Origin of the sequence: Pseudomonas cuatrocienegasensis (assembly GCF_900110925.1) — a bacterium.
GTDB classification, from domain to species: domain Bacteria; phylum Pseudomonadota; class Gammaproteobacteria; order Pseudomonadales; family Pseudomonadaceae; genus Aquipseudomonas; species Aquipseudomonas cuatrocienegasensis.
The window spans coordinates 95,794-120,498 of the sequence record NZ_FOFP01000001.1; the positions used below are offsets into that span (position 1 = coordinate 95,794).

Below are 24,705 nucleotides of genomic sequence, written 5' to 3' on the forward strand. Positions count from 1 at the left end.
TACGATGTATGACAACTTTGGGAATAGTGCCGCTTTGCTATGGCGCAGGGCATTCGCTCTAATGGGATTTGGCCTTACAAGTTGGGCTTAAACGCTGCGTGTATGACTTCCGCTAGCGAGTTATGTCGTACGATGACTTTGGGGTGTAACGGAGAATAGCCACTTGCTCAACGCTGTAGAGCGTACTGTCCCAGACCTTGGTGCTGGCGCCACTGCCAAGGCTTCCAGTGCCGGCTTGGGCTATGATGCGCGCCCTTATCCCGCCGTTAAAAACCAGGTCACTATGCCCGGCAACGCCCTCTATACCGACCTGTCGGGTTACTACGACCTCATGTGTGCCGATATCGACTACCAGGCGCAAAGCCACTGCGTGCATCGGCTGCAGCAGCTGTTTGGCAATGCCGGCAAACGCCACCTGGACTTGGCCTGCGGGACCGGGCCGCATGTTCGCCACTTCACCGATGCCGGCTACCAAAGCGCTGGCCTCGACATCAACCAACCAATGCTGGACCGCGCCGCCTTGCGCTGCCCTGAGGCGCAATTCTCCCGGCAGGATATGTGCGCCTTTAGCGTGGCCGAGCCGGTCGACTTGATCACCTGCTTTCTCTATTCCCTGCACTACAGCGCGGGCATCGAGCGGCTCAAGGCCTGCATTGCCAGCGTGCACACCGCATTGGCCGCCAGTGGCGTGTTCTGCTTCAACGCCGTCGACAAAGGCCGCATCGACAACGCCTCCTTCGCCGCACACACCGCCCAACACGCCGACGGCCTGTTCAGCTTCCGTTCGGGTTGGCACTACGCCGGCGAGGGCGAGCAGCAATCGCTCCGGTTGCGCATCGAACGCACAGTGGATGCGCACACCCAGGTCTGGCACGACGAACACCCCATGGTCGCGGTGAGCTTTGCCGAACTGCAGGCGCTACTGGCGCCCGACTTTGAGGTGCACATGCTGGCCCACGACTATGAAAAGCTCACGCCCTGGGATGCCGAGGCCGGCAATGCGTTGTTTGTCTGTGTGAAGCGTTGAGGGCATAACTGCTCTACGCCCCGCCTTCGGCATACCTTATCTGCGCCGGGGGTAGCCCCGGTTATCTATGGAGTGTCAGCCCTGAGCTGTCTCTGGAAGGGGCAAGCACTGCTGGCCCCTGAAGGCCGTGCTAGGTCGGTAAAGGCGGGCAGCGAACACTGGTGCTGTCTCGTATCCATTTCCTGCGCAGTGGTGTGTCAAGGCTCAGAAGAGGTCCGGGCAAGGACAAGGAGGCGCGATAGAGCCTCCAGGTCCTCCCGTCGCATGTGTGCGAATTGGTTGCGGTGAAGTTGCAGCAGCGGTTCGTCTATATCGGCCAGCACCCTTTGGCCGCGCTCGCTCAGGAGAACCCGAACGACGCGTCTATCCTTTTGGTCGTGTCGACGTTCTATGAGCGACTCTCGCTCCAGACGATCCAGTAACCGCGTTACATCTGCGCGCGGTTCCGCCATCTGGGTCCCGATCCCGCTCGGCGTTTCCCCCTCGGAACCGCTGCGGCGTATGGCACGAAGTGCGTTGTATTGCTTCCCTGACAAACCGAACCCCGCCAACAGGTCCGTTAGTGGAAGCCTGACCTCCTCAGTCGTTCGCACCAAATTGAGGTAGACCTCTTGCTCAAGTAGCTTGCCCGTCTCGGTTGCTACCAGGCTAGGGGTTTGGAACTCGTTCATTGATAACTCTCTTGGCTTTCTTCTACCGACGATTCTCTGCGTCGGTCAGATGCTACAGCGCTCTCGCCAGGCCATCCACCAAAGAGTCGCGCTGGAGGCGGGGGCAAACTCACCCTCGGTACACCCCGGAATCTGGCGAATGATCGTCAGTCATACCCGTCGCCCTTAGGGCATCACCTCCGCAGATTTGGAGAATGGCGTCGTCTGTTTGTAATCACGCGGCTCCTCCAGTTGACCGAGCGTGACGAAGCCACGAACAGCAAGCGCGGTGACAACCACCGAGATACACAGAGCGATGAGCACAATTCGGGTCAGCACAGGTCGAGGGTTCTTGCCTGCACGTGACAGCACACGGGGCAGTAAATCGACCTTATGAGAGCGGGCGTGCAGCCACACGGCGGCTACATGACCAACGACCAAAGCCAGAAGCCCGTATGCCAGGACAGCATGCGCTATGTAAGACCATGGAGTCACAGCCCATCCCGCTACATGTTCACGAGTGGGGAAAATCTGCGGAAGTTCAATCCCAAAGTAAGCGTTGCCGTACTCATGCAGATCGGCGATGGCAAACCCGGTTACGCACGCGAGAACCACAGCAGCATAGAGAGCAATATGCCCAGCCTTTGCGGCCTTCCGACCGCTTGGTGAGATCGTGGTCGGCAATGCCGGAGTCTTGTGCCAAAGCCTCAACCCCAGCCGGAGACACAGCAGCGCGAGCAGCGTGAAGCCAATGGATTTATGCAGGTCACGTATGAGCCCCTGGCGATCCCCGTCGACGAAATAAGGCACTCCTTCGATATTAGTCACCAGCACCCCCGTCAACCACATCAGTACGAAGCCGATTGCCATGGCCCAATGCAGGGTACGGATGGAGGGATGAAAGGCAGTGGTTTCAGGTGCCCCCGAGCTGTCGAGAGCGTTGGAGTGGAGTGATTTTGGCATGGCATTTTCCTCAATGTAAGTTTGGAGACGCGTGGGCCTGAGTGGTCGCGCGTCGCGAGCTCTCCTTCCGTCAGGTACTGCGCCGGCAACACCCGGAAGCTAGGGCTTGAGGCAATATAGTAGTTCACGACAATAGTCGTTGTGAACGATTATTTTTGTGGGCGGTCGTAAAGTCCCTTCCCATTAGGAGGCATTCCCACGACATGGCGCAGTGCTATGGCTGTCAGGTTCGGTTTTAGCCTGCCGAATGATTTATCAGACGCCGGCCCACAATCAGCCCACAATGGCCATCTGCCGTCTATGGAATCGGGCAACTTAGCCGGAGCATTTCATAAGGCGGTGCATTGGAGTCACGCTCATGGGTATGTCCAAATTGCTGTTCGCCGGTCTTGTGTTTGCCACCGTTGGTTTGAGCGGTTGCTCGAACATGTCGCACCAAGACAAGACCACCGCTGGTGGTGCTGTGGTGGGCGGGGTTGCCGGGAACCTGCTCTGCGGCGGAGTGCTCTGCACCGGTTTAGGTGCGGCAGTCGGCGGGGTGATTGGTCACGAAGTAGGCAAGGACGATAAGAAAAAGAAGTGAGCTGATGGGCGCTGAGCCCTCGCTACTGGCTGCTCGCAGGTTGGCGAGTTAGCCCTAGGCTTTTGCCTCTCTGCTCTCTCGCAGGCCGCCGCGTGCAGAGCGCTAGAGAAGCTGGCCGCTTGCCAGGAATCGCTGGGAATGCCTTTTATTCCTGCAATAGATATACGCCAGACCCAGCGGCAGCAGAAGCTGGGTCGAAAGGAAAATGATCTGTCGCTCACAGCGGGCCGATATCGCTGAAGTAAAGCACCACCATCTGCAGCACTTGGGGCTTTGAGGGACTCGGGTGGCGGCGCAGCGAGTGGGTAAGGGTGAGCCTCGAAAGACGGGCTCTTGATAAAACGGCGGGCGCCTTTGTAACGCGTGTTACCGGCGCTCAGCAGCGCTACAAACTGATACCCACCGCCGTAATGTGCAATGAAGCCAGTGGCATTAGAACAGGACGTAGCTGAAAGGCGTTCGAGGTATCTTGGTCACTGACGAGACGCTCGCATGATACTCGAGACCACTGTTCTGCAGCTTTTCTGCAACGATGGCTTCGACACTCTGATCAGGATCTGTCTGGAAGATCCCAAGCGCCCAATAGGAGCGCAGATCTATCTGGGATTTGCGTATTTTGGCAACCTTCTCCAGATCTTCGATCATGTTCGACACGCAGTTTCCCAAGTTAACGTGCTGCTTTATTTCTAAGGCAACATATCGGTCGGTTGCCCAACCTTTCTTGCGGATTATGAAGTCGGGCTTGAGGGACGAGCGAACGCTTTCTCGTCGGTAATCAAACTGGAAGGTGAGTTCTCTTCTCCATTCCGGCGTGCCTGGGTGTTCTGCCAGGAAGCGAGCGAACTCGACCTGAAACCAGACTTCCCAGCCTGTGATTTCTTGCTCGAAGATGATCCGGAATGACTTGCGCAAGGCGCGTTGTTTGAAGAACGCCTCCAATAACTCGCAGATGTAATCGAAATCGGCTTTTGGTTTTTTCATGAGTCCCTTCACTGGTATTGGTTGTGGCATATGGCCATGAAGCGGCTGGATGCTGCCCTATCTCCTGGCGCGTTGCAATCGCTGACGCGAATACGCAACCGGCCAGCTTAATCCCGTATCCCGAGAATGGGTTTGCAGAAAGGGTTTTCGGGTAAAGTCGTATGCTTTAGCCGTTCAGCTTCTATGGGCTTATGAATGTCGTCGAAACGAAAATTCTCAGGCATCGAGCGTGAGTTGATCCGCACCCTGACCGGCGCCTGCGAAACGGCAAAAAGCGAAATCGTTGGCTTCCAGTGGCTCACCCATGAGGTGGACTACGCGCAGTTTCCGCAGAGTTTGATTGTCACCTGGATGTTCGATAGCGAGGCCACCAAGGCGCGGGCTCTGGCCAGCCCGGACAAGGCCAGCATGCTTGAACTGACGCAGGCGGCGTTCGAGGAAGTGGGCATCCACGTGTCCTGCATCGCCGAGCACGTGGCGTTTGCGGTCGAGCAGCCGCAGAGGGGCAAACGTGGCCAAGGACATTGAGAACCCCTGCGTATCGCTGTGCCAGCTCAACAGCGAGCTGTGCGTCAGTTGCGGACGCACGCGCGAAGAAATCCGCAAATGGCGCGGTATGAAACGGCCCGAGAAAATGGCCACCGTGCAGAAGGCTGCTGCGCGGATGAAGGCGATTGCCAAGAAGAAAGGCAAGGGCTAATGGGTAGTCTCGTAGGGTGGATGACGCTCTTTTCATCCACCAGGGCTACTTGCTCAGTCAGCCAGAGATAAAGCCCGATCTTGAGCCAGCCCTCGAAGCCATTACGTAGTTTGGATAGCTGGGGCAGGGCAGGTGCGCAATTAACTTGCAGGTCGCCCAGAAACGCCTGAAAGGTGTCAGCGACACATGTGATGCCGAGCATCAGAGCTCCTGAGTTTTTAATAATAAAAGTCTTCTGCTGCATGCTTTCTCTGTCGCACCAAGGCAAAGAAAGACAGGCCCAGCAACAGGAGGATCGCTGTTGTGCAGCCTAGGAAGATTTTGGCATCTGTACCGCTGGCATCGTAAGCGGCTTGTGTCATTTTGACCGACGGTGCCCACGTGGAGTGGATCAGGGGGATTGTGTCGTTGATGGCATATGCAGCGGGGTCGTGCTGCCGGTTCTGGGTGTAGGTATCCGTGAACGATATGCCGTCAGCGTCATAGCGGTAGGTGATTATGTTCAGATCGGAGTTGGGCGTGTTGTGTATCTCGGTAATGCTGGCTTGTGCCTGCTGATTGCCGAGCAGCATGAAGAGCGAGGTCGCGCCGTGGTTGCTCAAGAGCGCGAGAATGGCGAGGGGCACGATCGCTATCAACGACAGGGTGGAAAGCGTGGTGAGGAAGTCTCTTTTTTCTTCTCGTGGGTAATACATGCAATGGCATCCGTTATTTCAAGGTGAAGTCCAGCGGGCGTTGGACCGCGATTCTCAATCAGTCGCCTGAGGCAGCGGCCATTCGGCTAGTGGGCGGAAGGTAATAGGCATCCCACAGCTTGTTGCGAAATTTGTTGGTCGGGTCGATACGCTTTTTCAACGCGAAGAACGCCTCGGCGCGGGGATAGGCGGCGAGGAACTGGTCACGGCTGGCGTGGATTTGATACGGCAGGTAGTAGCTGCCCTGATGGGCGATGGCGAGGTCGATCAGCTGTCGTGTCCAGTCGGCCACGGCGTCGCGCTCGCTGGGCGAGACGCCCTGTCGGTAGTAGATCACCAGCGCGAAGGTGTCTTCGCGGGCCCAGGCAAGCAGCGTACCTGGGTCGGCTTTGGCATGGCGGATGGAGATATTGGCGACCTTGACCTTGTGTGCTTTGAGCACATCTTTCATCCCAGCGACAAAACGCTCCAGCTGGGCTTCGGGGACGAAGTACTCCTGCAGCACGTAGCTGTAGTCGGGGCCGGAAATAGGCTGTAGCTCGCGCACATCCAGGCTGGCCTCATGGTTGCGCCACTGCACTTGCGGGCGCTTGAGCAGCAGCGGGTCGACGAGGTTTTCGCGCATTTTTGCGCCGCCATTGCTGCTGGCAACTGCTAGCGCGGCGCGCATGGCTTTGTAGTCGCGGTCCAGTGGTACCAGGCGCTCCGTGACTGTCAGCGGAGCATCTGTGCGAAGGTAGGACACGGCACGAACGCTGTCGTAATCGTCGGTATAGAGAATGCCGTTGTGCATCACCATGTCTGGGTTGTCGACGACCTGGCTGGCGAAGAATTGCGCATATTCACTGAGCGGCATGAGTTGCGTCTGACGCACCAGCTTGCTGTTCTCCGCCAGCGGCAGGGTCGCTTCAACGATGACGCCGAGCCCGCCATAACCGCCTATGGCGCCATAGAACAGTTCGCGGTTGTGCGTGGGGCTGGCTTCCACCACTTGGCCGTCGGCCAACACCAGACGCAACGAGCGAACGCCGAGAACCAGCGGTCCCTGGCCGGCGTAACGGCCATGGGCGTTGATGCTGAGTGCGCCGCCGACAGTGAAATTGGCGTAGGACTGCATGATCTGCGGCGACAGCCCATGTGGGTCGATGTACTCCAGCACTGCACGCCAGGTGATGCCGGCTTGCACGCGGATTTCCCGGCGCTCTGCGGAAAACTCCAGCACCTGATTGAAGCGGCGCATGTCCAGTTGCAGGGCCTGCTCGGTGGCGGTCTGCCCACCCATGCTGTAGCGTCCGCCGCCAATGGCGATAGGGCCGGCATGCCCGCGAACGGCTTCGACGATCTGCTCCAGTTCGGTAGGCGTCAGCACTTGCGCCACCTCGATAGGGTTCATGCCGCTGACGTCGTTGACGGTCTCGACGGCCTGGACTGTCTGGCATAGGAGCAGGATAAGGATGGAGACGACACGCATGGGACTTCCTTGTTCGCGTTAGAGAAACTGCGGTTGCAGGCGCAGTGGTCACTCTGGCCGCAAACTCGGGAGTGAACCAGCACTTTCAGCCTCGTTCAACTTCGAGCAGGAAGCTTTCTAAAATCCTCCGGCTTTGGGCCAGTTCTGCTGTTTTCTGATCGGCAATGCGGATTTGCTCATGCAAGGTGTCACGCAGCTCCTCGCACGGCTCGAAAGCAAGGCCTTCACCTCTTACGCATGGCAAGAACTGCAGGATGGTCGCAAGGGTCATCCCGGCTGCGCCGAGCAGCTTGATGCGTTCGACGGTGCGCAACTCCTCCGGTGCGTAATCTCGATAGCCACTTTCGGTACGCCTCGGTTTCAGCAGCCCTTCGGCTTCGTAATAACGGAGCATTCTTATGCTCACGCCAGAACGCTTCGATAGCTCACCAATTTTCATCGCGTGTTTCGCCTTGACCCTGACAGTGCTGTCAGGGTCGATGATAGGTGCTCAATCAACTGAGCACCATCAGGAGCGATTCCATGGCTACCCATCCGCACGCGTCCCCGTCCTACATCAATGGACATCCTGCCACCGCTTCGCAATTGAACCCTCTGGCCTTTGCGGGTTTTGCGCACTTCACGGCGATGCAAGTAAGGTGCTCCAGGGTCAAGGGACTGGATCTTCACCTCGACCGCCTACGCAATGCCTCACTGGCGTTTTTTGGCCGGGCGCCGACCGATGAGCTATTGCGCTCATACATTCGGATGGCGATTGAAAAGGGCGCGAGTGATCAATCGTTGACGGTTACCGTCTTCTCACCCCATGGCGAGTTCACGGCCGATAGCATGGCGGTAGAGCCTGCTGTGCTGGTCCGTACAGCAGCGCCATCCGAGGGTCCGAAAGGCCCGTTACGCTTGAGTGCCATTGAGCATCAGAGGCCTTTGGCCGCAATCAAGCATGTCGGTGAAGTCGGCAAGACCTACTACCTTCACCAAGCCATCCGGAAGGGCTTTGACGATGCAGCATTCGTGAATGAGCGCGGGCATCTGAGCGAGGCCACGATCTGGAACCTGGTCTTCTGGGATGGTGAGGCCGTGATCTGGCCCAAGGCCGAGATGTTGCAAGGCACCATGATGGGTATGGTTCAGCGTCAACTTGCGCGCCTTGAGGTGCCACAGCGCCATGAGCCGATCCCCCTTGAGCGCCTTAGAACGTTCTGCGGCGCGGCAGTGATGAACTCATGGACGCCGGGCATTGCAGTCACCGCCATTGCCTCTCATACCATTGACGAGGCTCGGCCATTTATCGAGTTGCTGCACAAGGCATACGAGGCTGAGCCAGCCGATTGCCCCTGAGAAGGGTTAACGGCTGCATAAACCGGCTGCTCAGATCAGTAGGGTGGATGGCGCTTTTTCATCCACCGTTTGTGCTGTGTGGGTTATTCGAGTTGCCTGCTAAACCCACGGTGGACAAGCTTCGCGTTGTCCACCCTACAGGACCGCGGAGCAGCCATCACGTAGGGTGGCTGATGCTTTTCATCCATTGTTGCGAGGTTGGGCGGGTTACAGGCTCACTCGCCATACGCGCTGTCGGCCTGCTCCGGCTCGGCGCACCAGTCTTCGGTATAAACCCCCATTGCCACCGCCCGGTGAAAACTCGAATAAGGCCAGTCACCCAGCCGTTCGACATGCCCATGTTTCAGTGGGTTGTAGTGGATGTAGTCGAAGTGGCGCTGGTAGTCCTGCTCATCGCGGATCAGGTGTTCCCAATAACGCCTTTGCCAGATGCCGCGCTCACCGCGCTTGTGTTGGGTGGCGGTACGCGATTCGATGGGCGGCAGGCGTTTGGCGAACGCAGATTTGATCACCTTCCAGCGCAGCGAAAAGTCCGCATCACCCGGTGGCAGCGTCCACAAGCAGTGCATGTGTTCGGGCAGCACCACCCACGCATCGATATGAAAGGGATGCCGCGCTCGCGTGGCGCGCACTGTCTCGCGCAGTAAGGCGATTTCACGAATCAGCAAATCGCTGCTGCGATCACGCAAATTAACGGTAAAGAAGTAAGTAGCCCCCGGTACGCGGGCGCGGCGGTAGTTGGACATAGCGGCTCATCCTTGAGCGGTGTGGTGTTTTAACCATGGTGGACAAGCTTCGCGTTGTCCACCCTACGAGGCCGCAGACCAGCCATCTCGTAGGGTGGATGACGCTTTTTTCATCCACCGTCGGGCCACGTGCTTGCCGTGTGGCTATTGGCTAACGGCAACAGCCTCTGTCCACATAGGTTTTGTTGCCGTTGCGATTGATGTAATAGCAGCCACCCTTTGGGCCTTGCTGCAACGACGCTCCTGCTGGTCCGCAGCCTTTTGCGTAAGCGTCGTGAGGTACGGAAAATGTCAGTCCGCCTAGAAGCAATGCCATACATAGCGGCATTGCAGACATTGGGATTAGATATCTTGCAAACTTGCCCGCTACTGTTTTCATCCGATGATAACCCTTCGTTACAGCAGATAACGGCTACCTGCAGTCGCTGCTATATCGGCGTAACTACTTCCTTCATGAGGCGGCCGCATGCATTTTCAGGTTGCTGATAGATCCCACGCTCCGGCGTGGTAGCCAGCCTGCGACGCTCTGCGTCGCCAGCAGACTGCAGATGGCCAACCGCTTGCAGGGTGGACGCTGGAGCGTCCGGGGCTGCATTCCCACGCGGAGCGTGGGAACGAGCATCATCCCGCTGCCGAACGCTGGCTACATCGCGCTAGCGCAGGTACGACCAGCAGCAACTGCAGGTCACCTACATCGGGCGATAAGGTATCCAGGTGTCCCCTTGCCAATGTAATAACGACAAGCCCTGGCGGTTCTCGCGGCGCGGGCGGCGATGGTCGTCGGGCGGGGCACTGCGCAAGGTGGGCACCAGGTCGCCGGTGATCCAGCGGCGTATGCAGCGGTTCTCCGGGTGGTAGTAGTGGATCAGCAGGGCATAAATGCCCGACTCGCTGATCAGCCGTGCTCGCTCCGGGTGGCCGTGGCCGCTGAGCACCACGGCGTCGAGCAATTGGTCCGCATCGAGGGTGCGGGCTGCCCGCTCCTCAAGGTGCGGCTGGGCGATCATGCGGCCGAAATCACGGGCACAAAACCAGCACTGTTGCTCGATCAGCAACGCGCGCAATTGGCGTTTATGGCGGGTGAAGGTCTGCGGAATCAGGATTTCGCCGGATAAGTCCGCAATTACAGGTGAGCTGCTGGGGTGGTCATGGTGAATAGGCATATCCATTACCTCTGGAAGCTTTCTTAGGGCTTGATTGGAGTCGGGAGCTAAGAAACCCACCAGAGACGGGCCGGACGTATTCCCCTTTCGGGTCTTGTATTAGCCCACTCCCGACAGCACGGGTTCTTTCTTGCGGACGTGGCAAAGCCGCGAACACAAAAAAGCCGCAAAAGCTGTCGGGTGCGGTGAACCGCTCTGGTAAGGCGTTTCTTAGGCGCCGTTGGCAAGGGTAGGGCGCATGGGGGAGGTGGTCAAGCACAGGGTATCGATAGCTCCCAGGCTCCGGCGTGGTAGCCAGCCTGCGACGCTCTGCGTTGCCTACAGATCGCAGATGGCCAACCGCTTCCAGGTTGGACGCTTGGGTGAACCCGCCTCTGATGTGTCGTTCTCGATAACGGATCCGCCCTTACGGCGGGTCACTTCTGGCAAACGCCCGGATGGCCGGCCCCGCCAAAAGTAACCAAGAGGTCTTGCCCTTGCATCCGGCCCGACTTCGTCGGGTTCCCTCGTTCCATCATTGCGCCAGGGGCCCGGCCTAGGCGGCCCCCCACGAAGGGACATCCCTGGTCCATCGCGGCTCTCGCGGCATCCATGCTGCTCATGGCTGCCCGCCCGGCCCCTTACGCAACGATTTCACTCGGCCTTCTGACGGGCGTTTGGCGTCGTCTGTGAGATTGCGGATTGATAAACCAAAGCATGTGATGGCGATGGTTGTAATGGATGTTTTGAACATCCCGGTGGACAAGCTTCGCGTTGTCCACCCTACACCCACTATGTCGGTGAACCGTAGGGTGGATGACGCTTTATCCATCCACCGTTGCGGTGGTTGTCCGGGCTACTTGCTGAGCCAGCCGATTGCCCCTGAGAAGGGTTAACGGCTACATGAACCGGCTGCTCATATCAGTAGGGTGGATGACGCTTTTTTCATCCACCGTTACTGCGGTTGTTCGTGCTACTCGCTCTTTGGTTACCTTCTCTTTTGCACACGAGCAAAGAGAAAGTAACTAGCCGAGGGGCGAAATAAATAGTGAGTGCGATAAATGTGCGGCGGTTAATTATGGATCAATAACCCTGTTGGGTTTTTATGTGGGAACACAGCCCGTCTAGGTCGGGGAATATAGTTGAGTTGTTTATTCCGTACTTTGATAAGGCCTTTAGAAATGAAGGTTTTAATTTTTTCGGTATTATGTATTTTTTAATTTCTGGCTCATCAATTTCATAACAACAGTCAGGGTGGACTGTAAAAGCACCTGACTGGGCAGTAATTCTTCTAGATCCATGAGATGGAAGGAAGGCTGCTGGTTTTTTTAGTGTCTTTATGTTTATTTTTTCCTCTCTTTTGTAATCTCTTGCCTTGTATAGATAAACGGCACCATCTTTGTCGAGGTTTTCTTTGACGCAGAAAAAACAGGCTACCAAAGGGCTAAAACTCCAATCAAGAAGCCTGGTTGGTAGCCCATGATGCTGAGCGAGGGTTAGCCATTGAATATCGTTCTCTGGGTATTTTTCCAAATGAGGGCGTGAGTGAGCCTTGAAAACCCACATCATCTTGTCCTCTCTGGTCTGGTGCCCCTCTGATGGGTGCCTGAATAGAGAGGGAAGTAATCTATAGTTCCTATTGGGTACGCCGCGGAATAGATCGTTTGGATTGGTATTACTAACTTCTTCTAGAAATTCGTTGATGCTTTTAATTATTTTTTCGTTTTTTGTTGCGGATAAGTAAGCGTCGGCTGATATTTCTGCCTCTAGTAGGGCTCCATATAGGTCTTTTGCTTCTTCTCTGAATACTTTTTTTGCAGAGTTGAATATTTCTTTTGCGCTGACTGTAAGGATTTCCTCTATCGTTGGGGTGATGGTTTCTTCTTTTAATTGAGGATTTGAAGAGGTGAATCTATGTAGAGCTTGCTCGTTTCTTATAAAGGGAATGTCGTTTCTTGAGGTGCATAGTATTTCTGCATCCGAAAGAAATATGTCTAATTCGTTGAGTATGGCGCTAAATCTTGGTTTGCTGTTTAGGAATTCGTTGGTTATTCCATGCAGAGCTATTTCAGGCTCGTCTATATCTCTATCTGGGTTTAGATAGCAGTGGAAAAATTTCCCTGTTAATGTCCTGTTGTTTATTTCCACTGCACCTATTTCAATAATGCGGTGGCCGTCAGTGACAGGCGTGCCAGTCGTGCTAAGAGAAAGAAAAATTTGTCTCATGTTTCCTCTCAATTAAAAGCCCCGCACTAGGCGGGGCTTTTAATTTAACTCGCCACCCCAAACATCCATTTCAGGTAAAGCGCTCTTAACTCTTCAGTGAGTAAGCTGGGAATCAATCCCAGCTCAACGCCCCACCAGTCTGATACTCAATAACCCGCGTCTCGAAGAAGTTCTTCTCCTTCTTCAGGTCCATGATTTCCGACATCCATGGGAAGGGGTTCGACGTACCCGGATATTCCTCTTTCAGGCCAATCTGCGTCAAACGACGGTTGGCGATAAATTTGAGGTAGTCCTCCATCATCGCCGCGTTCATGCCCAGTACGCCGCGGGGCATGGTGTCGCGGGCGTATTCGATTTCCAGTTGGGTGCCCTGGAGGATCATCTGGGTGGCTTCTTCTTTCATGCTGGCATCCCACAGGTGTGGGTTTTCGATCTTGATCTGGTTGATCACGTCGATGCCGAAGTTCAGGTGCATGGACTCGTCACGCAGGATGTACTGGAACTGCTCGGCCACGCCGGTCATCTTGTTGCGGCGGCCCATGGAGAGGATCTGGGTGAAGCCGCAGTAGAAGAACACGCCTTCCAGTACGCAGTAGTAGGCGATCAGGTTGCGCAGCAGTTCTTTGTCGGTCTCGACCGTGCCGGTGTTGAAGGTCGGGTCGGAGATCGAGCGGGTGTACTTGAGGCCCCAGCTGGCTTTTTTCGCGACGCTCGGGATCTCGTGGTACATGTTGAAGATCTCGCCTTCATCCATGCCCAGGGATTCGATGCAGTACTGGTAGGCGTGGGTGTGGATCGCCTCTTCGAAGGTCTGGCGCAGGATGTACTGGCGGCACTCCGGGTTGGTGATCAGGCGGTACACGGCCAGGGCCAGGTTGTTGGCGACCAGGCTGTCGGCAGTGGAGAAGAAGCCGAGGTTGCGCTTGACGATGCGGCGCTCGTCGTCGGTCAGGCCGTCCGGGGTTTTCCACAACGCGATGTCCGCGTTCATGTTTACTTCTTGCGGCATCCAGTGGTTGGCGCAGCCGTCCAGGTACTTCTGCCAGGCCCAGTCGTACTTGAAGGGTACGAGCTGGTTGAGGTCGGCGCGGCAGTTGATCATGCGTTTTTCGTCGACCGCAACGCGGGCGGCGGAGCCTTCGAGCTCGGCCAGGCCTTCGGCGATGTCGAGTTGGTCGAGGGAGGCTTTGGCGCGGGCCACGGCGGGGCTGTCGTCGGCGGCGATGGCGCGCGCTTCGACCGCGGCGGCACCGCCGACCTGGTCGAGTTTGTCGATGTTCATGTCAGCCGCTTGGGCGGTGTTGCTGTGGGCGGCGGCGGTGTCGGTACCGTCGTCCTTGTCAAATTCATCCCAGCTCAGCATGGCTTGGCTCCTGCTTGAGGCCGGCGGTTGACCGGCCTGTATGGAAAATCAGTCATTCTCGATTGTCGTTGCGGTGCATCGTGCGCGCAAAGGCAAAACGGGTGTTGCTGTATGGGGCTGGCTCTAGTGGCTGGCCGTTACCCCAGGCCACGCCGGTGAGGGCGGGGCAGGTAATCAGTGAGGAGGGGCGTACCCCAACCCTCGATCTTGCTCTTGCTCTTGCTCTTGCTCTACGTCCGAGCGCGTAGCTGAGCGAGTGACCGCTAGGCGCCTGGTAGGTTGGAACCCCTGAGCATACGACTGTATGTGATGGGGGCCGACCTACCAGGCAACAACGCGGGCGCCGCTCAGATCCGCGCGCTGCCGAACACTTATTGGCAGGCTTCGCAGTCTGGTTCATCGATGGCACAGGCCTTGGGCACAGGTGCCGGCGCCGGTGCAGCCTCGACCGTCGGGGCCTTGGCCGGTGCGGCGCTGAGGCCGTCGTTGCCACCACTGGACACGGCGTTGAGCTTGCCGGTGCTGATGGTGGACTTCTCGGTGCTGGTCGCGGCCAGGGCACGGAGGTAGTAGGTGGTTTTCAGGCCACGGTACCAGGCCATGCGGTAGGTCACGTCGAGCTTCTTGCCCGAGGCGCCGGCGATGTACAGGTTCAGCGACTGCGCCTGGTCGATCCACTTCTGACGGCGGCTGGCGGCATCGACGATCCACTTGGTGTCGACTTCAAACGCGGTGGCGTAGAGGTCTTTCAGTTCTTGCGGGATGCGTTCGATCTGCTGCAGGGAGCCGTCGTAGTACTTGAGGTCGTTGATCATGACCGAGTCCCACAGGCCGCGCGCTTTGAGGTCGCGGACCAGGTAGGGGTTGATCACGGTGAATTCGCCCGAGAGGTTCGATTTCACGTACAGGTTCTGGTAGGTCGGCTCGATGGACTGCGACACGCCGGTGATGTTGGCGATGGTCGCGGTCGGCGCGATGGCCATGATGTTCGAGTTGCGAATGCCTTTCTGTACACGGGCACGCACCGGCGCCCAGTCCAGGGACTCGGTCAGGTCGACGTCGATGTACTTCTGGCCACGGGCCTCGATGAGGATCTGCTGGGAGTCGAGCGGCAGGATGCCCTTGCTCCACAGCGAGCCCTGGAAGGTTTCGTAGGCGCCACGCTCGTCGGCCAGGTCACAGGAGGCCTGGATGGCGTAGTAGCTGACCGCTTCCATCGACTTGTCGGCAAACTCCACGGCGGCATCGGAGCCGTACGGGATGTGCTGCAGGTACAGGGCGTCCTGGAAACCCATGATGCCGAGGCCGACCGGGCGGTGCTTGACGTTGGAGTTCTTCGCCTGGGGCACCGAGTAGTAGTTGATGTCGATAACGTTATCGAGCATGCGCACTGCGGTCTTGATGGTTTTTTCCAGCTTGGCCAGGTCGAGTTTGCCGTTGACGATGTGGTTCGGCAGGTTGACCGAGCCCAGGTTGCAGACGGCGATTTCGTCCTTGTTGGTGTTCAGGGTGATCTCGGTGCACAGGTTCGAGCTGTGTACCACACCCACGTGCTGCTGCGGGCTGCGCAGGTTGCATGGGTCTTTGAAGGTCAGCCACGGGTGGCCGGTCTCGAACAGCATCGAGAGCATCTTGCGCCACAGGTCTTTGGCCTGGATGGTCTTGAACAGCTTGATCTTGCCGCCGTACTGGGTCAGGGCTTCGTAGTACTCGTAGCGCTCTTCGAAGGCCTTGCCGGTGAGGTCGTGCAGGTCCGGGACTTCGCTCGGGCTGAACAGGGTCCAGGGGCCGTCGTCGAACACGCGCTTCATGAACAGGTCGGGAATCCAGTTCGCGGTGTTCATGTCGTGGGTGCGGCGGCGGTCGTCACCGGTGTTCTTGCGCAGCTCGATGAACTCTTCGATGTCCAGGTGCCAGGTTTCCAGGTAGGCGCAGACTGCGCCCTTGCGCTTGCCGCCCTGGTTGACCGCGACGGCGGTGTCGTTGACCACCTTGAGGAAGGGCACGACGCCCTGGGATTTGCCGTTGGTGCCTTTGATGTAGGCGCCCAGGGCACGTACCGGGGTCCAGTCGTTGCCCAGGCCGCCGGCGAACTTGCTCAGCAGGGCGTTGTCGCGGATGGCGTCGTAGATGCCGCCCAGGTCGTCCGGCACGGTGGTCAGGTAGCAGCTGGAGAGCTGCGGGCGCAGGGTGCCGGCGTTGAACAGGGTCGGCGTCGAGGCCATGTAGTCGAACGAGGAGAGCAGGTTGTAGAACTCGATGGCGCGGTCTTCACGCTGCTTCTCTTCGACCGCCAGGCCCATGGCCACGCGCATGAAGAAGATCTGCGGCAGTTCGAAACGCACGCCGTCCTTGTGGATGAAGTAACGGTCGTAGAGGGTCTGCAGGCCCAGGTAGGTGAACTGCTGGTCACGCTCGTGGTTGATCGCCTTGCCGAGCTTTTCCAGGTCGAAGGTGCCCAGCACCGGGTCGAGCAGCTCATGCTCGATGCCTTTGGCGACATAGGCCGGCAGAGCCTGGGCGTAGAAGTCGACCATTTCGTGGTGGGTGGCGCTGGTGGCGACACCGAGGAAGCCCAGGCCTTCGGCGCGGATGTTGTCCATCAGCAGGCGCGCGGTGACGTAGGAGTAGTTCGGCTCACGCTCGACCAGGGTACGGGCGGTCATCACCAGGGCGGTGCTGACGTCGCTCTGGGCCACGCCGTCGTAGAGGTTCTTCAGGGTTTCTTTCTGGATCAGCGCGCCATCGACTTCGGCCAGGCCTTCGCAGGCTTCGCGGATGATGGTGTCCAGGCGGCCCATGTCCAGCGGCGCAACCGTGCCGTCGAGGTGGGTAACGCGGATGCTCGGGTGCGGCTGGGCGACTTCGACGGTGCTGCTCTTGCGGGCCTGGGCGCGCGATTCGCGGTAGATCACGTAGTCGCGGGCAACCTTCTGCTCGCCGGCGCGCATCAGGGCCAGTTCGACCTGGTCCTGGATTTCTTCGATATGGATGGTGCCGCCGGAGGGCATGCGGCGCTTGAAGGTGGCGCTGACCTGCTCGGTCAGGCGCGCAACGGTGTCATGGATACGCGACGAAGCGGCGGCATTGCCGCCTTCCACAGCGAGAAAGGCCTTGGTGATGGCGACGGTGATCTTGTCGTCGGTGTACGGCACCACGGTGCCATTACGCTTGATCACACGCAGCTGACCCGGCGCGGTGGCGGCGAGGTCCTTGCTGGCATCGGCGGCCTGAGGCGCGGTGGCCTGCGGGTTCTCGCGAGTGGTGTCGGTATGCATGGATGTCTCCGTGTTCTGTATTTATGTAGTTGGACGCGCTGGGCGACCTGCTGTTCAAGCCATTACAACAACGAACCCGCGCAAGGCAGGTGCCTTGCGCAAAACCGCGTGAGCCGGTCAGGGAGAAGGGGCAAAGCCCCTCCCTGGCGCTTGACTGCAGGCCGCCGTGCGGCCGTATCTCGTGAGCCTGGTCTGAGTCGCGCGGGGCGATGCAGGTCGGGCCCTATATGTAGTGGTGCATGCGCCTGGACGCCGGCTCCGCGTGTGCGTGTCTGCTGCGCTTCGCCTGGGGGCGTAAGCAACGCCGCCCTCGCACGGGGCGAAGGCGGCTTAACATCTTTACCCAGTTTTTTACCTACCTGGAGTGGACCTTCAGGGGGCAAATGTGCTTGGGCGGTTTTTGCATCAAAACCCAACATGTAGGTGTTTGGCGCGATGGGGATACAAGATAGTGCGGTGTAGGGGGGAAGGCAAGCAGACCTGACAGGCCTGGCTGTGGATAAAACTGTGGGTTGTTTCTGGGTAAGCGGCGCAAGCCCCCGTAGTTACTAGGGTTCTGCCGAGAGGACCGCCCGTCGCACCCGGCAAAGTTTTTTTCGCTGCCCGAGGCAGGCTTTTTACTGGCTCACAGAAACACAAGATGTAGGGTTTTTTCGGCTTTTTTGGCCTGCTCTGTGCTAAGGGTTGTTTCCCTTTAGTGCGCGGTCGCATTCATCAGCAAGGTGTGGGCGCTGCAACCACCATTCGTCGCGGGGCGCGACTCCTACAGGGCGCTTCGCCACGCCGCCTATCGCGTAGGAGCCCCGCCCCGGGGCGAAGCTTTTGGCGGCGGCGTGGGTTGTCAGAAAACGTCAACAGAACATGGCGCTACCAATCTGCGCGGCCAGGCCATCTGCATTGCTACAATGCGCGGCGGCGGCCCAGCCCCGTCACCGATTCCTTGCCTGGAGGCCGCTGTGCAACACGCCATGTCACAGATCCTGATTGTCGAAGACGACCCGCGGCTCGCCGAGCTGACCCGCGAGTACCTGGAGGGCAATGGCCTGAGCGTGGCCATCGAGGCCGATGGCGCCCAGGCGGCGGCGCGTATCGTGCGCGAGCAGCCGGACCTGGTGATTCTCGACCTGATGCTGCCCGGTGAGGATGGCCTGAGCATCTGCCGCAAGGTGCGTGGCCAGTACGAAGGATCGATTCTGATGCTGACGGCGCGCACCGATGACATGGATCAGGTGCTGGGCCTGGAGCTGGGCGCCGATGACTATGTGTGCAAGCCGGTGCGGCCACGGGTGCTGCTGGCGCGTATTCGCGCGTTGCTGCGGCGTCACGAAGGGCATGCCAGCGACCCCGATGAGGCGCGCCGGCGCTTGGTGTTCGGCCCGTTGGTGATCGATAACGCCATGCGTGAGGCCTGGCTGGGCGAGCAGGGCATCGAGCTGACCAGTGCCGAGTTCGACCTGTTGTGGCTGCTGGCGGCGAATGCCGGGCGCATTCTCTCGCGCGAGGAGATCTTCAATGCCCTGCGCGGCATCGAGTACGACGGCCAGGACCGCTCCATCGATGTGCGAATTTCACGTATTCGCCCCAAGATCGGCGATGACCCCATGCACCCGCGGCTGATCAAAACGGTACGCAGCAAGGGCTACCTGTTCGTCGCCGAGGCGGCTGCCGCGCTCATTGTGGCGGGCCAGTGAGCGGTCGCTGCCTTCTCTATAAGGTGCGCGCCACGCTGTGTGCGTATGCCGTGCAGGTGCGCGCGTGAACTCGATCTTCCTGCGGATCTACGCCGGCATGCTCGGTTCGCTGGTGTTGGTGGCGCTGCTGGGCGTGGGAGCGTTGCACCTGGTCAACGAGGTGCGTTCCGACCAGTACCGTGAGCGCCTGGCGCGTGGCACCTTTCGCCTGATGGCGGACAATCTCGCGCCCATGGTTGATGTCGAGCGGCGCCGGGCGATCAATACCTGGTCGCGCCTGCTGGGCATTCCGCTGCGCATTCAGGCGCTGGCCGCTACGCCGCTGGACAGCAGCGAGCGCGGCCGCTTGCAGCGCGGTCAGGTGCTGGTCGAGCAGACCGGCCCCCACGCGGCCACGGTTTACAGCCTGGTCAGCGAGCGCGAGCAGTTGCTGCTGAGCGGCGAGGTGCAGCAGGTCAGTGAGCAATTGGCGCGGGCGACCATCTTTCTGCTGGTTGACGAACTGGTGCGCTACCCGGTCGATGAGCAGCCGCGCCGGCTGGCCGAGCTAAAGGAAGCCAAGCAGTTCGGTTTCGACCTGCGCCTGCTGCCCCTTGATCAGGCCAATCTGGACGACGACCAGCGCCGGCGGGTGGATGAGGGCGATACGGTGATGGCCCTGGGCAAGGGCGGCGATACCATTCATGTGTTTTCCGGGATTATCGACACGCCCTGGGTGCTGGAGATCGGCCCGCTGTACCAGATGAACCCCTATCCGCCGCAACTGCTGGTGCTGATCGGTGCGCTGGGCCTGAGCCTGATCGGCCTGATGGTCTATCTGTTGGTGCGCCCGCTGGAACAGCGTCTGCGCGGCCTGGAGAGCGCTGCCACGCATATCGCCAGCGGCCGCCTGGATGCTCGAGTGCCGCCCCATGGCAGTGATTCGGTGGGGCGCCTGGCCGCAGCCTTTAATGGCATGGCCGAACACCTGCAGCGTTCGCTGGGCATCCAGCGCGAACTGGTGCGCGCGGTATCCCACGAGCTGCGTACGCCGGTGGCGCGGTTGCGCTTTGGCCTGGAGATGATCGCCGATGCCAGCAGCGAGACGGCGCGGCGCAAGTACATGGATGGCATGGACAGCGATATCCAGGACCTCGACAAGCTGGTCGACGAGATGCTCACCTATGCGCGCCTGGAGCAGGGCGCGCCGGCGCTGAGCTTCCAGCCGGTCGACCTCAACGATCTGATCGATCAGGTGGTCACCGAGCTGGCGCCATTACGTGCAAGCGTGCGGGTCGAGCACGGCCCCTCGCGTGATGCGCTGGATGGCGGCGGTGCGCTGGTGGAGGCCGAGCTGCGTTATCTGCACCGCGCGTTGCAGAACCTGGTGAGCAATGCCATGCGCCATGCCGAGTCGCGGGTACGGGTGAGTTACCAGGTTGGCCGACAGCGCTGTCGGGTGGATGTCGAAGACGATGGCCCGGGTGTGCCGGAAGAGGCCTGGGAGCGCATCTTCACCCCCTTCCTGCGCCTGGATGACAGCCGCACGCGGGCTTCGGGCGGCCATGGCCTGGGCCTGTCGATCGTGCGGCGGATCACTTACTGGCACGGCGGCCGCGCGCAGATCAGCCGTAGCGAGAGCCTGGGCGGGGCGTGTTTTACCCTGATCTGGCCGCGCAAGCAGGCGTGACAGATGCCCTGGATTTTATCCAGGCTACAGAGAGCTTTCAGCCTCGTAGGGTGGATGACGCTTTACCCATCCACCAACGGCAATGGTGGATGAAAACAGCGTCATCCACCCTACCGTGCGGGTTAGCTTTAAAACGGGGCGGGGCACTCGAAGCGCAGCCGCTCGCCGGTTTGTGGGTGGGTCAGGCTGAGCATGCTGGCGTGCAGGCACAGGCGCGGGTAGGCGGCCAGGGCTTGTTCGTGGGCATACAGGCCGTCGCCGAGCAGCGGATGGCCGATGGAGAGCATGTGCACGCGCAACTGGTGCGAGCGGCCGGTGATCGGCGTCAGCTCGACGCGGCAGTAATCCCCGCAGCGTTCCAGTACCTGCCAGTGGGTCAGGGCATGTTTGCCCTGTTCATGGTCGACCACGTGGCGCGGTTTGGTCGGTGGGTCGTAGCGCAGGGGCAGGTCGATGCTGCCGCTGTCGTCTTGCGGCTGGCCCCAGCACAGCGCGGTGTAGGCCTTTTCCGTTTCGCGGTCGTGGAACTGCCGGGACAGCTCGCGGTGGCTGTCGGCATCGCGAGCCAGCACGATGATGCCGGAGGTTTCCCAGTCGAGGCGGTGGACGATGCGCGCTTCCGGGTAGCCGTTGTCCTGCAGGCGGGTGACCAGGCAGTCCTTGTTGTCTTCGGCGCGACCGGGCACCGAGAGCAGCAGGGTGGGCTTGTTGATCACCAGCAGGGCGGCGTCCTGGTGGAGTATTTCGATTTGGCTCAGCGGCATGGGGCGTCTGGAAATTCTGTAGGAGCGAATTTATTCGCGATGCTTTTAGCCTGTAGAACGCTTCGCGGATAAATCCGCTTCTACAGGGTTTTGCATCGCCAATGAAAAGGCGGCCACCGGGGCCGCCATTTGTGTGCACTGCGCGGGCGTCTAGCGATCCGGCAGGGTGATGTTCAACTCCAGAATCGAGCAGCTGCCCTGGTTTTCCAGTGCAACCTGTACTTGATCGGAATCGATATTCACGTACTTGCGGATCACCTCGACCAGCTCTTGTTGCAGGGCCGGCAGGTAGTCCGGCTGGCTGCGCTGGCCGCGCTCGTGGGCGACGATGATCTGCAGGCGTTCTTTGGCGATAGAGGCGGTGGTTTCCTTCTTGCGTGAGCGCAGGAAGTCAAAAATATTCATTCTCGACCTCCAAACAGGCGTTGCAGGAAGCCCTGCTTTTTCACGTCGAGGAAGCGGTGCGCCACTTCTTTGCCCAGCAGGCGGTCAACCGCGTCGCTGTAGGCCTGGCCGGCGTCGCTCTGGTCGTCGAGAATCACCGGTACGCCCTGGTTGGAAGCCTTGAGCACCGCTTGCGACTCGGGGATCACGCCGAGCAGGCGGATGGCGAGGATTTCCTCGACGTCTTCTACGCCGAGCATTTCGCCCTTGGTCACGCGCTCTGGGTTGTAGCGGGTCAGCAGCAGGTGTTCCTTGATCGGCTCTTCGCCTTTTTCAGCGCGCCGCGATTTGCTCGCCAGCAGGCCCAGCATGCGGTCGGAGTCGCGTACCGAAGACACTTCCGGGTTGGTCACCACGATGGCTTCGTCGGCGAAGTACATCGCCAGGTGCGCGCCTTTTTCGATACCGGCCGGCGAGTCGCAGACCACGTATTCGAACGACTCGCGCAGCTCGTTGATGATTTTCTCGACGCCTTCCTGGGTCAGCGCGTCCTTGTCGCGGGTCTGGCTGGCAGCCAGCACATAGAGGTTCTCCAGGCGTTTATCCTTGATCAGGGCCTGGGAGAGGGTCGCTTCGCCGTTGACGACGTTGACGAAGTCGTACACCACGCGGCGTTCGCAGCCCATGATGAGGTCGAGGTTACGCAGGCCGACGTCGAAGTCGACGATGACTGTCTTGTGCCCGCGCAAGGCGAGGCCGGTACCGATGGCAGCGCTGGTGGTGGTTTTGCCGACGCCACCCTTGCCGGACGTGACTACGAGGATCTTGGCCAAGGTGATTCACCCTAAATATGAAGAAAGCGGGAATCTGCCAGCTGCAATGAGGCTCGGCGTTAACGCTGCCCTGGGCTGCGCGAGGTGCGCGGCGCCGGTAACTGGCAATGACATTTAGCGAGTGCTCAGAGGCTTCCAGATATCCTAGGAGCCTGTCGGACTTAACACTGTTCTACTGCGGAAAAGCCGGGTTTGGCCATTTTTGCTGCTTTCCCTCGTTAAATAGCGCGCTATTCGCCTCGGTAAAGCAGCAAAACTGTCGCAATCCGATCTTTCCCTCGCTACGAACGGTCAAGTCCGACAGGCTCCTAGTTGTGTCCCTGAAAAGTGGCGGCAGTATCCGTTAAAGACGGGTGATGTTCAACATATCCCCCGACAGGCTGACGTGTACCGACTGCCCCCACAACGGGTCGCGGCGCAGGTCTTCGGCGACCTTGTAGTGGCCGGCGATGGACAGCAGCTCTGCCCCCATCTGCTGGCAGAAGATGCGTGCCTTGCCGTTACCCTTGATGCCAGCCAGGGCACGGCCACGCATGGGGGCGTACACATGGATGTTGCCATCGGCGAGAAGTTCCGCGCCGGCACTGACCGGGGCCAGGACGATCAGGTCGCCGCCCTGGGCGTAAATCTGCTGGCCGCCGCGCACCGGCGTGGTGATCACCCGGGTGGGCTTGACCTCGGGCTCAGCTGGCTTGGGCGGCGGTGGCGGCGGTTGTGGTGTGCCGCCGGTCGGATCGATGGGTTTCTCCCGCGCGCCTGAGGGTGGCAGCACGGGCAGGTCGAGGCTGTTGGCGGCGAGAATATCGGCCTCGCGGCTGGCGCGCACGGCCAGGGTGCGCAGACCGTGACCGCGACAGACAGCCATCAGCGCGGCCAGGTCGAGAATGCCTTCGCCCTCGGGCAGTTTGTCCAGGGCCAGCACCAGGGGGGTGTTACTGAAGAAGTTCGGTGCCTGGGCGACCTTGGCAGCCAGTTGCTGGTCGAGGCGCGCCAGGTCGTTGTGTGCCAGTTCCATCACGGTGATGGCCAGCATGCTGCCCTTGAGCTGGAACACGGGATCTTGGGCGAGGAGGTCGGCTTGGCTCATGGTCAGTCGGGTACGGCCTGGGAAAAGTAGCGGGACTTATAACGATATCGCGGGTGGCTCGCAAGCCGCTGGCCTCGGGCCAGACGCTGCTCAGCTCCGCTCGGCGGTCGACAAGTGCTGCTAGAATGCCGCGTTTTCCAGGCTGTTCAGGATCGTTCATGGATCGTCCCGTCTTTCGTCGCCACTTTCTTCACCCGCGTTTCTGGCCGCTGTGGCTGGGCCTCGGGCTGCTCTGGCTGGTGGTGCAACTGCCGTATGCGGTGCTGCTGCGCCTCGGCCGTGGCCTGGGTGCATTGATGTACCGGGTGGCCGGGGCGCGCCGGCGGATTGCCGCGCGTAACCTGGAGCTGTGCTTCCCGCAGATGCCCAGCGCCGAGCGCGAGCGCCTGCTGCGCGAGAACTTCGCCTCCACCGGCATCGCTTTCTTCGAGATGGCCATTAGCTGGTGGTGGCCCCGTGAGCGTCTGGCGCGCCTGGCGCATATCGAGGGGCTGGAGCACCTGCGCCAGGCCCAGGCCGAAGGGCAGGGGGTGATTCTTATGGCCCTGCATTTCACCACCCTGGAAATCGGCGCGGCGTTGCTCGGCCAGCAGCACACCATCGACGGCATGTACCGCGAGCACGACAACCCGCTGTTCGACTATATTCAGCGCGCCGGCCGCGAGCGGCATAACCGTGACGCCACAGCCATCGAGCGCGACGATGTGCGCGGCATGCTCAAGGTGCTGCGCGCCGGCCGGGCGATCTGGTATGCGCCGGACCAGGATTACGGCCCCAAGCAGAGTATTTTCGTGCCGTTGTTTGGCATTCCGGCGGCCACGGTCACGGCTACCACCAAGTTCGCCCGGCTGGGGCGGGCGCGGGTGTTGCCCTTTACCCAGGAGCGCCTGGCCGATGGCAGCGGTTACCGGATGGTGATTCACCCGCCGTTCCCTGGCTTCCCCGCCGAGGACGAAGCGGCCGACTGCCTGCTGATCAACCAGTGGATCGAGCGTGTAGTCAGCGCTTGCCCGAGCCAATACCTGTGGGCACACCGGCGTTTCAAGACCCGTCCGCCGGGGGCGCCTAAGCTGTATGACTGAGCCCGATGCTGGGTTGAGAGTCTTCTTATACT

The 24,705-nt window shown here is 59.7% G+C and carries 23 protein-coding genes; 8 read left to right on the forward strand and 15 right to left on the reverse strand.

Annotated elements, in window-relative coordinates; translation table 11 throughout:
- Positions 1-283 precede the first annotated feature (283 nt).
- Positions 284-1,027: a class I SAM-dependent DNA methyltransferase gene (locus tag BMW49_RS00515; RefSeq protein ID WP_069517151.1), complete on the forward strand. Its 744-nt coding sequence runs from the start codon at positions 284-286 to the stop codon at positions 1,025-1,027.
- A 197-nt stretch (positions 1,028-1,224) separates the two neighbouring features.
- Here BMW49_RS00515 and BMW49_RS25410 read toward each other — a convergent pair whose 3' ends face one another.
- A complete protein-coding gene (locus BMW49_RS25410; RefSeq protein ID WP_069517059.1) occupies positions 1,225-1,698 on the reverse strand; it encodes a MarR family winged helix-turn-helix transcriptional regulator in 474 nt (157 codons plus the stop codon).
- A 165-nt stretch (positions 1,699-1,863) separates the two neighbouring features.
- Complete coding sequence (locus BMW49_RS00525) at positions 1,864-2,640, reverse strand: cytochrome b (RefSeq protein ID WP_069517058.1); 777 nt, start codon at positions 2,638-2,640, stop codon at positions 1,864-1,866.
- A 358-nt stretch (positions 2,641-2,998) separates the two neighbouring features.
- Here BMW49_RS00525 and BMW49_RS00530 point away from each other — a divergent pair, with 358 nt between their 5' ends.
- On the forward strand, positions 2,999-3,223 hold the full coding sequence (locus tag BMW49_RS00530; RefSeq protein WP_069517057.1) for a glycine zipper 2TM domain-containing protein: 225 nt from the start codon (positions 2,999-3,001) through the stop codon (positions 3,221-3,223).
- A gap of 432 nt (positions 3,224-3,655) precedes the next feature.
- Here BMW49_RS00530 and BMW49_RS00535 read toward each other — a convergent pair whose 3' ends face one another.
- Entirely contained in the window at positions 3,656-4,204 is a 549-nt protein-coding gene (locus BMW49_RS00535) for a hypothetical protein (protein ID WP_069517150.1), read from the reverse strand.
- A gap of 195 nt (positions 4,205-4,399) precedes the next feature.
- Here BMW49_RS00535 and BMW49_RS00540 point away from each other — a divergent pair, with 195 nt between their 5' ends.
- A complete protein-coding gene (locus tag BMW49_RS00540; RefSeq protein WP_069517056.1) occupies positions 4,400-4,732 on the forward strand; it encodes a hypothetical protein in 333 nt (110 codons plus the stop codon).
- On the forward strand, positions 4,716-4,904 hold the full coding sequence (locus BMW49_RS00545) for a DUF1289 domain-containing protein (protein ID WP_069517055.1): 189 nt from the start codon (positions 4,716-4,718) through the stop codon (positions 4,902-4,904). The genes BMW49_RS00540 and BMW49_RS00545 overlap by 17 nt, the downstream gene beginning before the upstream one ends.
- 218 nt (positions 4,905-5,122) lie before the next feature.
- Here BMW49_RS00545 and BMW49_RS00550 read toward each other — a convergent pair whose 3' ends face one another.
- The 3 genes from BMW49_RS00550 to BMW49_RS00560 form a co-directional block, all read right to left on the reverse strand.
- A complete protein-coding gene (locus BMW49_RS00550; protein ID WP_069517054.1) occupies positions 5,123-5,599 on the reverse strand; it encodes a hypothetical protein in 477 nt (158 codons plus the stop codon).
- Positions 5,600-5,657: 58 nt separating this feature from the next.
- On the reverse strand, positions 5,658-7,070 hold the full coding sequence (locus tag BMW49_RS00555; RefSeq protein ID WP_069517053.1) for an FAD-binding oxidoreductase: 1,413 nt from the start codon (positions 7,068-7,070) through the stop codon (positions 5,658-5,660).
- An 85-nt stretch (positions 7,071-7,155) separates the two neighbouring features.
- On the reverse strand, positions 7,156-7,464 hold the full coding sequence (locus tag BMW49_RS00560; protein ID WP_244168291.1) for a MerR family transcriptional regulator: 309 nt from the start codon (positions 7,462-7,464) through the stop codon (positions 7,156-7,158).
- Between the two features lie 128 nt (positions 7,465-7,592).
- On the opposite strand from BMW49_RS00560, the gene BMW49_RS00565 reads away from it, so the two are divergent.
- Entirely contained in the window at positions 7,593-8,408 is an 816-nt protein-coding gene (locus BMW49_RS00565; RefSeq protein WP_069517051.1) for an aminotransferase class IV family protein, read from the forward strand.
- Positions 8,409-8,623: 215 nt separating this feature from the next.
- On the opposite strand, the gene BMW49_RS00570 is transcribed toward BMW49_RS00565, so the two are convergent.
- The 5 genes from BMW49_RS00570 to BMW49_RS00590 form a co-directional block, all read right to left on the reverse strand.
- Complete coding sequence (locus BMW49_RS00570) at positions 8,624-9,154, reverse strand: REP-associated tyrosine transposase (RefSeq protein WP_069517050.1); 531 nt, start codon at positions 9,152-9,154, stop codon at positions 8,624-8,626.
- Between the two features lie 689 nt (positions 9,155-9,843).
- Positions 9,844-10,317, reverse strand: a complete 474-nt coding sequence (locus BMW49_RS00575; protein ID WP_090390829.1) for a BRO-N domain-containing protein — start codon at positions 10,315-10,317, stop codon at positions 9,844-9,846.
- Between the two features lie 1,062 nt (positions 10,318-11,379).
- Positions 11,380-12,522 (reverse strand): FRG domain-containing protein, encoded by a 1,143-nt coding sequence (locus BMW49_RS00580; protein ID WP_083251677.1) that lies wholly within the window; start codon positions 12,520-12,522, stop codon positions 11,380-11,382.
- A 112-nt stretch (positions 12,523-12,634) separates the two neighbouring features.
- Complete coding sequence (locus BMW49_RS00585; RefSeq protein WP_069517048.1) at positions 12,635-13,885, reverse strand: ribonucleotide-diphosphate reductase subunit beta; 1,251 nt, start codon at positions 13,883-13,885, stop codon at positions 12,635-12,637.
- A gap of 371 nt (positions 13,886-14,256) precedes the next feature.
- Complete coding sequence (locus BMW49_RS00590) at positions 14,257-17,163, reverse strand: ribonucleoside-diphosphate reductase subunit alpha (protein ID WP_069517047.1); 2,907 nt, start codon at positions 17,161-17,163, stop codon at positions 14,257-14,259.
- 968 nt (positions 17,164-18,131) lie between these two features.
- On the opposite strand from BMW49_RS00590, the gene BMW49_RS00595 reads away from it, so the two are divergent.
- A complete protein-coding gene (locus BMW49_RS00595; RefSeq protein ID WP_069517149.1) occupies positions 18,132-18,854 on the forward strand; it encodes a response regulator in 723 nt (240 codons plus the stop codon).
- A 64-nt stretch (positions 18,855-18,918) separates the two neighbouring features.
- On the forward strand, positions 18,919-20,523 hold the full coding sequence (locus BMW49_RS00600) for an ATP-binding protein (protein ID WP_069517046.1): 1,605 nt from the start codon (positions 18,919-18,921) through the stop codon (positions 20,521-20,523).
- A 128-nt stretch (positions 20,524-20,651) separates the two neighbouring features.
- Here BMW49_RS00600 and BMW49_RS00605 read toward each other — a convergent pair whose 3' ends face one another.
- From BMW49_RS00605 to minC, 4 genes are all read right to left on the reverse strand, one after another.
- The gene (locus BMW49_RS00605; protein WP_069517045.1) at positions 20,652-21,287 is read right to left on the reverse strand and encodes an RluA family pseudouridine synthase; all 636 of its coding nucleotides are present in this window, start codon (positions 21,285-21,287) and stop codon (positions 20,652-20,654) included.
- Positions 21,288-21,437: 150 nt separating this feature from the next.
- Positions 21,438-21,692, reverse strand: a complete 255-nt coding sequence (gene minE / locus BMW49_RS00610; RefSeq protein ID WP_069517044.1) for a cell division topological specificity factor MinE — start codon at positions 21,690-21,692, stop codon at positions 21,438-21,440.
- A complete protein-coding gene (gene minD, locus BMW49_RS00615; protein ID WP_069517043.1) occupies positions 21,689-22,504 on the reverse strand; it encodes a septum site-determining protein MinD in 816 nt (271 codons plus the stop codon). The genes minE and minD overlap by 4 nt, the downstream gene beginning before the upstream one ends.
- 343 nt (positions 22,505-22,847) lie before the next feature.
- Positions 22,848-23,591, reverse strand: a complete 744-nt coding sequence (gene minC / locus BMW49_RS00620) for a septum site-determining protein MinC (protein ID WP_069517042.1) — start codon at positions 23,589-23,591, stop codon at positions 22,848-22,850.
- A gap of 158 nt (positions 23,592-23,749) precedes the next feature.
- Here minC and BMW49_RS00625 point away from each other — a divergent pair, with 158 nt between their 5' ends.
- Positions 23,750-24,673 carry a lipid A biosynthesis lauroyl acyltransferase gene (locus tag BMW49_RS00625; RefSeq protein WP_069517041.1) on the forward strand — a complete coding sequence of 308 codons (924 nt, stop codon included), beginning with the start codon at positions 23,750-23,752 and terminating at the stop codon, positions 24,671-24,673.
- The last annotated feature ends 32 nt before the right edge of the window (positions 24,674-24,705 follow it).

Excerpts from the sequence above, each read along its gene's own strand:
- BMW49_RS00515 (WP_069517151.1), top strand. The coding sequence starts at position 284 with ATGCCCGGCAACGCCCTCTATACCGACCTGTCGGGTTACTACGACCTC.
- BMW49_RS25410 (WP_069517059.1), bottom strand. The coding sequence starts at position 1,698 with ATGAACGAGTTCCAAACCCCTAGCCTGGTAGCAACCGAGACGGGCAAG.
- BMW49_RS00525 (WP_069517058.1), bottom strand. The coding sequence starts at position 2,640 with ATGCCAAAATCACTCCACTCCAACGCTCTCGACAGCTCGGGGGCACCT.
- BMW49_RS00530 (WP_069517057.1), top strand. The coding sequence starts at position 2,999 with ATGGGTATGTCCAAATTGCTGTTCGCCGGTCTTGTGTTTGCCACCGTT.
- BMW49_RS00535 (WP_069517150.1), bottom strand. The coding sequence starts at position 4,204 with ATGAAAAAACCAAAAGCCGATTTCGATTACATCTGCGAGTTATTGGAG.
- BMW49_RS00540 (WP_069517056.1), top strand. The coding sequence starts at position 4,400 with ATGTCGTCGAAACGAAAATTCTCAGGCATCGAGCGTGAGTTGATCCGC.
- BMW49_RS00550 (WP_069517054.1), bottom strand. The coding sequence starts at position 5,599 with ATGTATTACCCACGAGAAGAAAAAAGAGACTTCCTCACCACGCTTTCC.
- BMW49_RS00555 (WP_069517053.1), bottom strand. The coding sequence starts at position 7,070 with ATGCGTGTCGTCTCCATCCTTATCCTGCTCCTATGCCAGACAGTCCAG.
- BMW49_RS00560 (WP_244168291.1), bottom strand. The coding sequence starts at position 7,464 with ATGCTCCGTTATTACGAAGCCGAAGGGCTGCTGAAACCGAGGCGTACC.
- BMW49_RS00565 (WP_069517051.1), top strand. The coding sequence starts at position 7,593 with ATGGCTACCCATCCGCACGCGTCCCCGTCCTACATCAATGGACATCCT.
- BMW49_RS00570 (WP_069517050.1), bottom strand. The coding sequence starts at position 9,154 with ATGTCCAACTACCGCCGCGCCCGCGTACCGGGGGCTACTTACTTCTTT.
- BMW49_RS00575 (WP_090390829.1), bottom strand. The coding sequence starts at position 10,317 with ATGCCTATTCACCATGACCACCCCAGCAGCTCACCTGTAATTGCGGAC.
- BMW49_RS00580 (WP_083251677.1), bottom strand. The coding sequence starts at position 12,522 with ATGAGACAAATTTTTCTTTCTCTTAGCACGACTGGCACGCCTGTCACT.
- BMW49_RS00585 (WP_069517048.1), bottom strand. The coding sequence starts at position 13,885 with ATGCTGAGCTGGGATGAATTTGACAAGGACGACGGTACCGACACCGCC.
- BMW49_RS00590 (WP_069517047.1), bottom strand. The coding sequence starts at position 17,163 with ATGCATACCGACACCACTCGCGAGAACCCGCAGGCCACCGCGCCTCAG.
- BMW49_RS00595 (WP_069517149.1), top strand. The coding sequence starts at position 18,132 with ATGTCACAGATCCTGATTGTCGAAGACGACCCGCGGCTCGCCGAGCTG.
- BMW49_RS00605 (WP_069517045.1), bottom strand. The coding sequence starts at position 21,287 with ATGCCGCTGAGCCAAATCGAAATACTCCACCAGGACGCCGCCCTGCTG.
- minE (WP_069517044.1), bottom strand. The coding sequence starts at position 21,692 with ATGAATATTTTTGACTTCCTGCGCTCACGCAAGAAGGAAACCACCGCC.
- minC (WP_069517042.1), bottom strand. The coding sequence starts at position 23,591 with ATGAGCCAAGCCGACCTCCTCGCCCAAGATCCCGTGTTCCAGCTCAAG.
- BMW49_RS00625 (WP_069517041.1), top strand. The coding sequence starts at position 23,750 with ATGGATCGTCCCGTCTTTCGTCGCCACTTTCTTCACCCGCGTTTCTGG.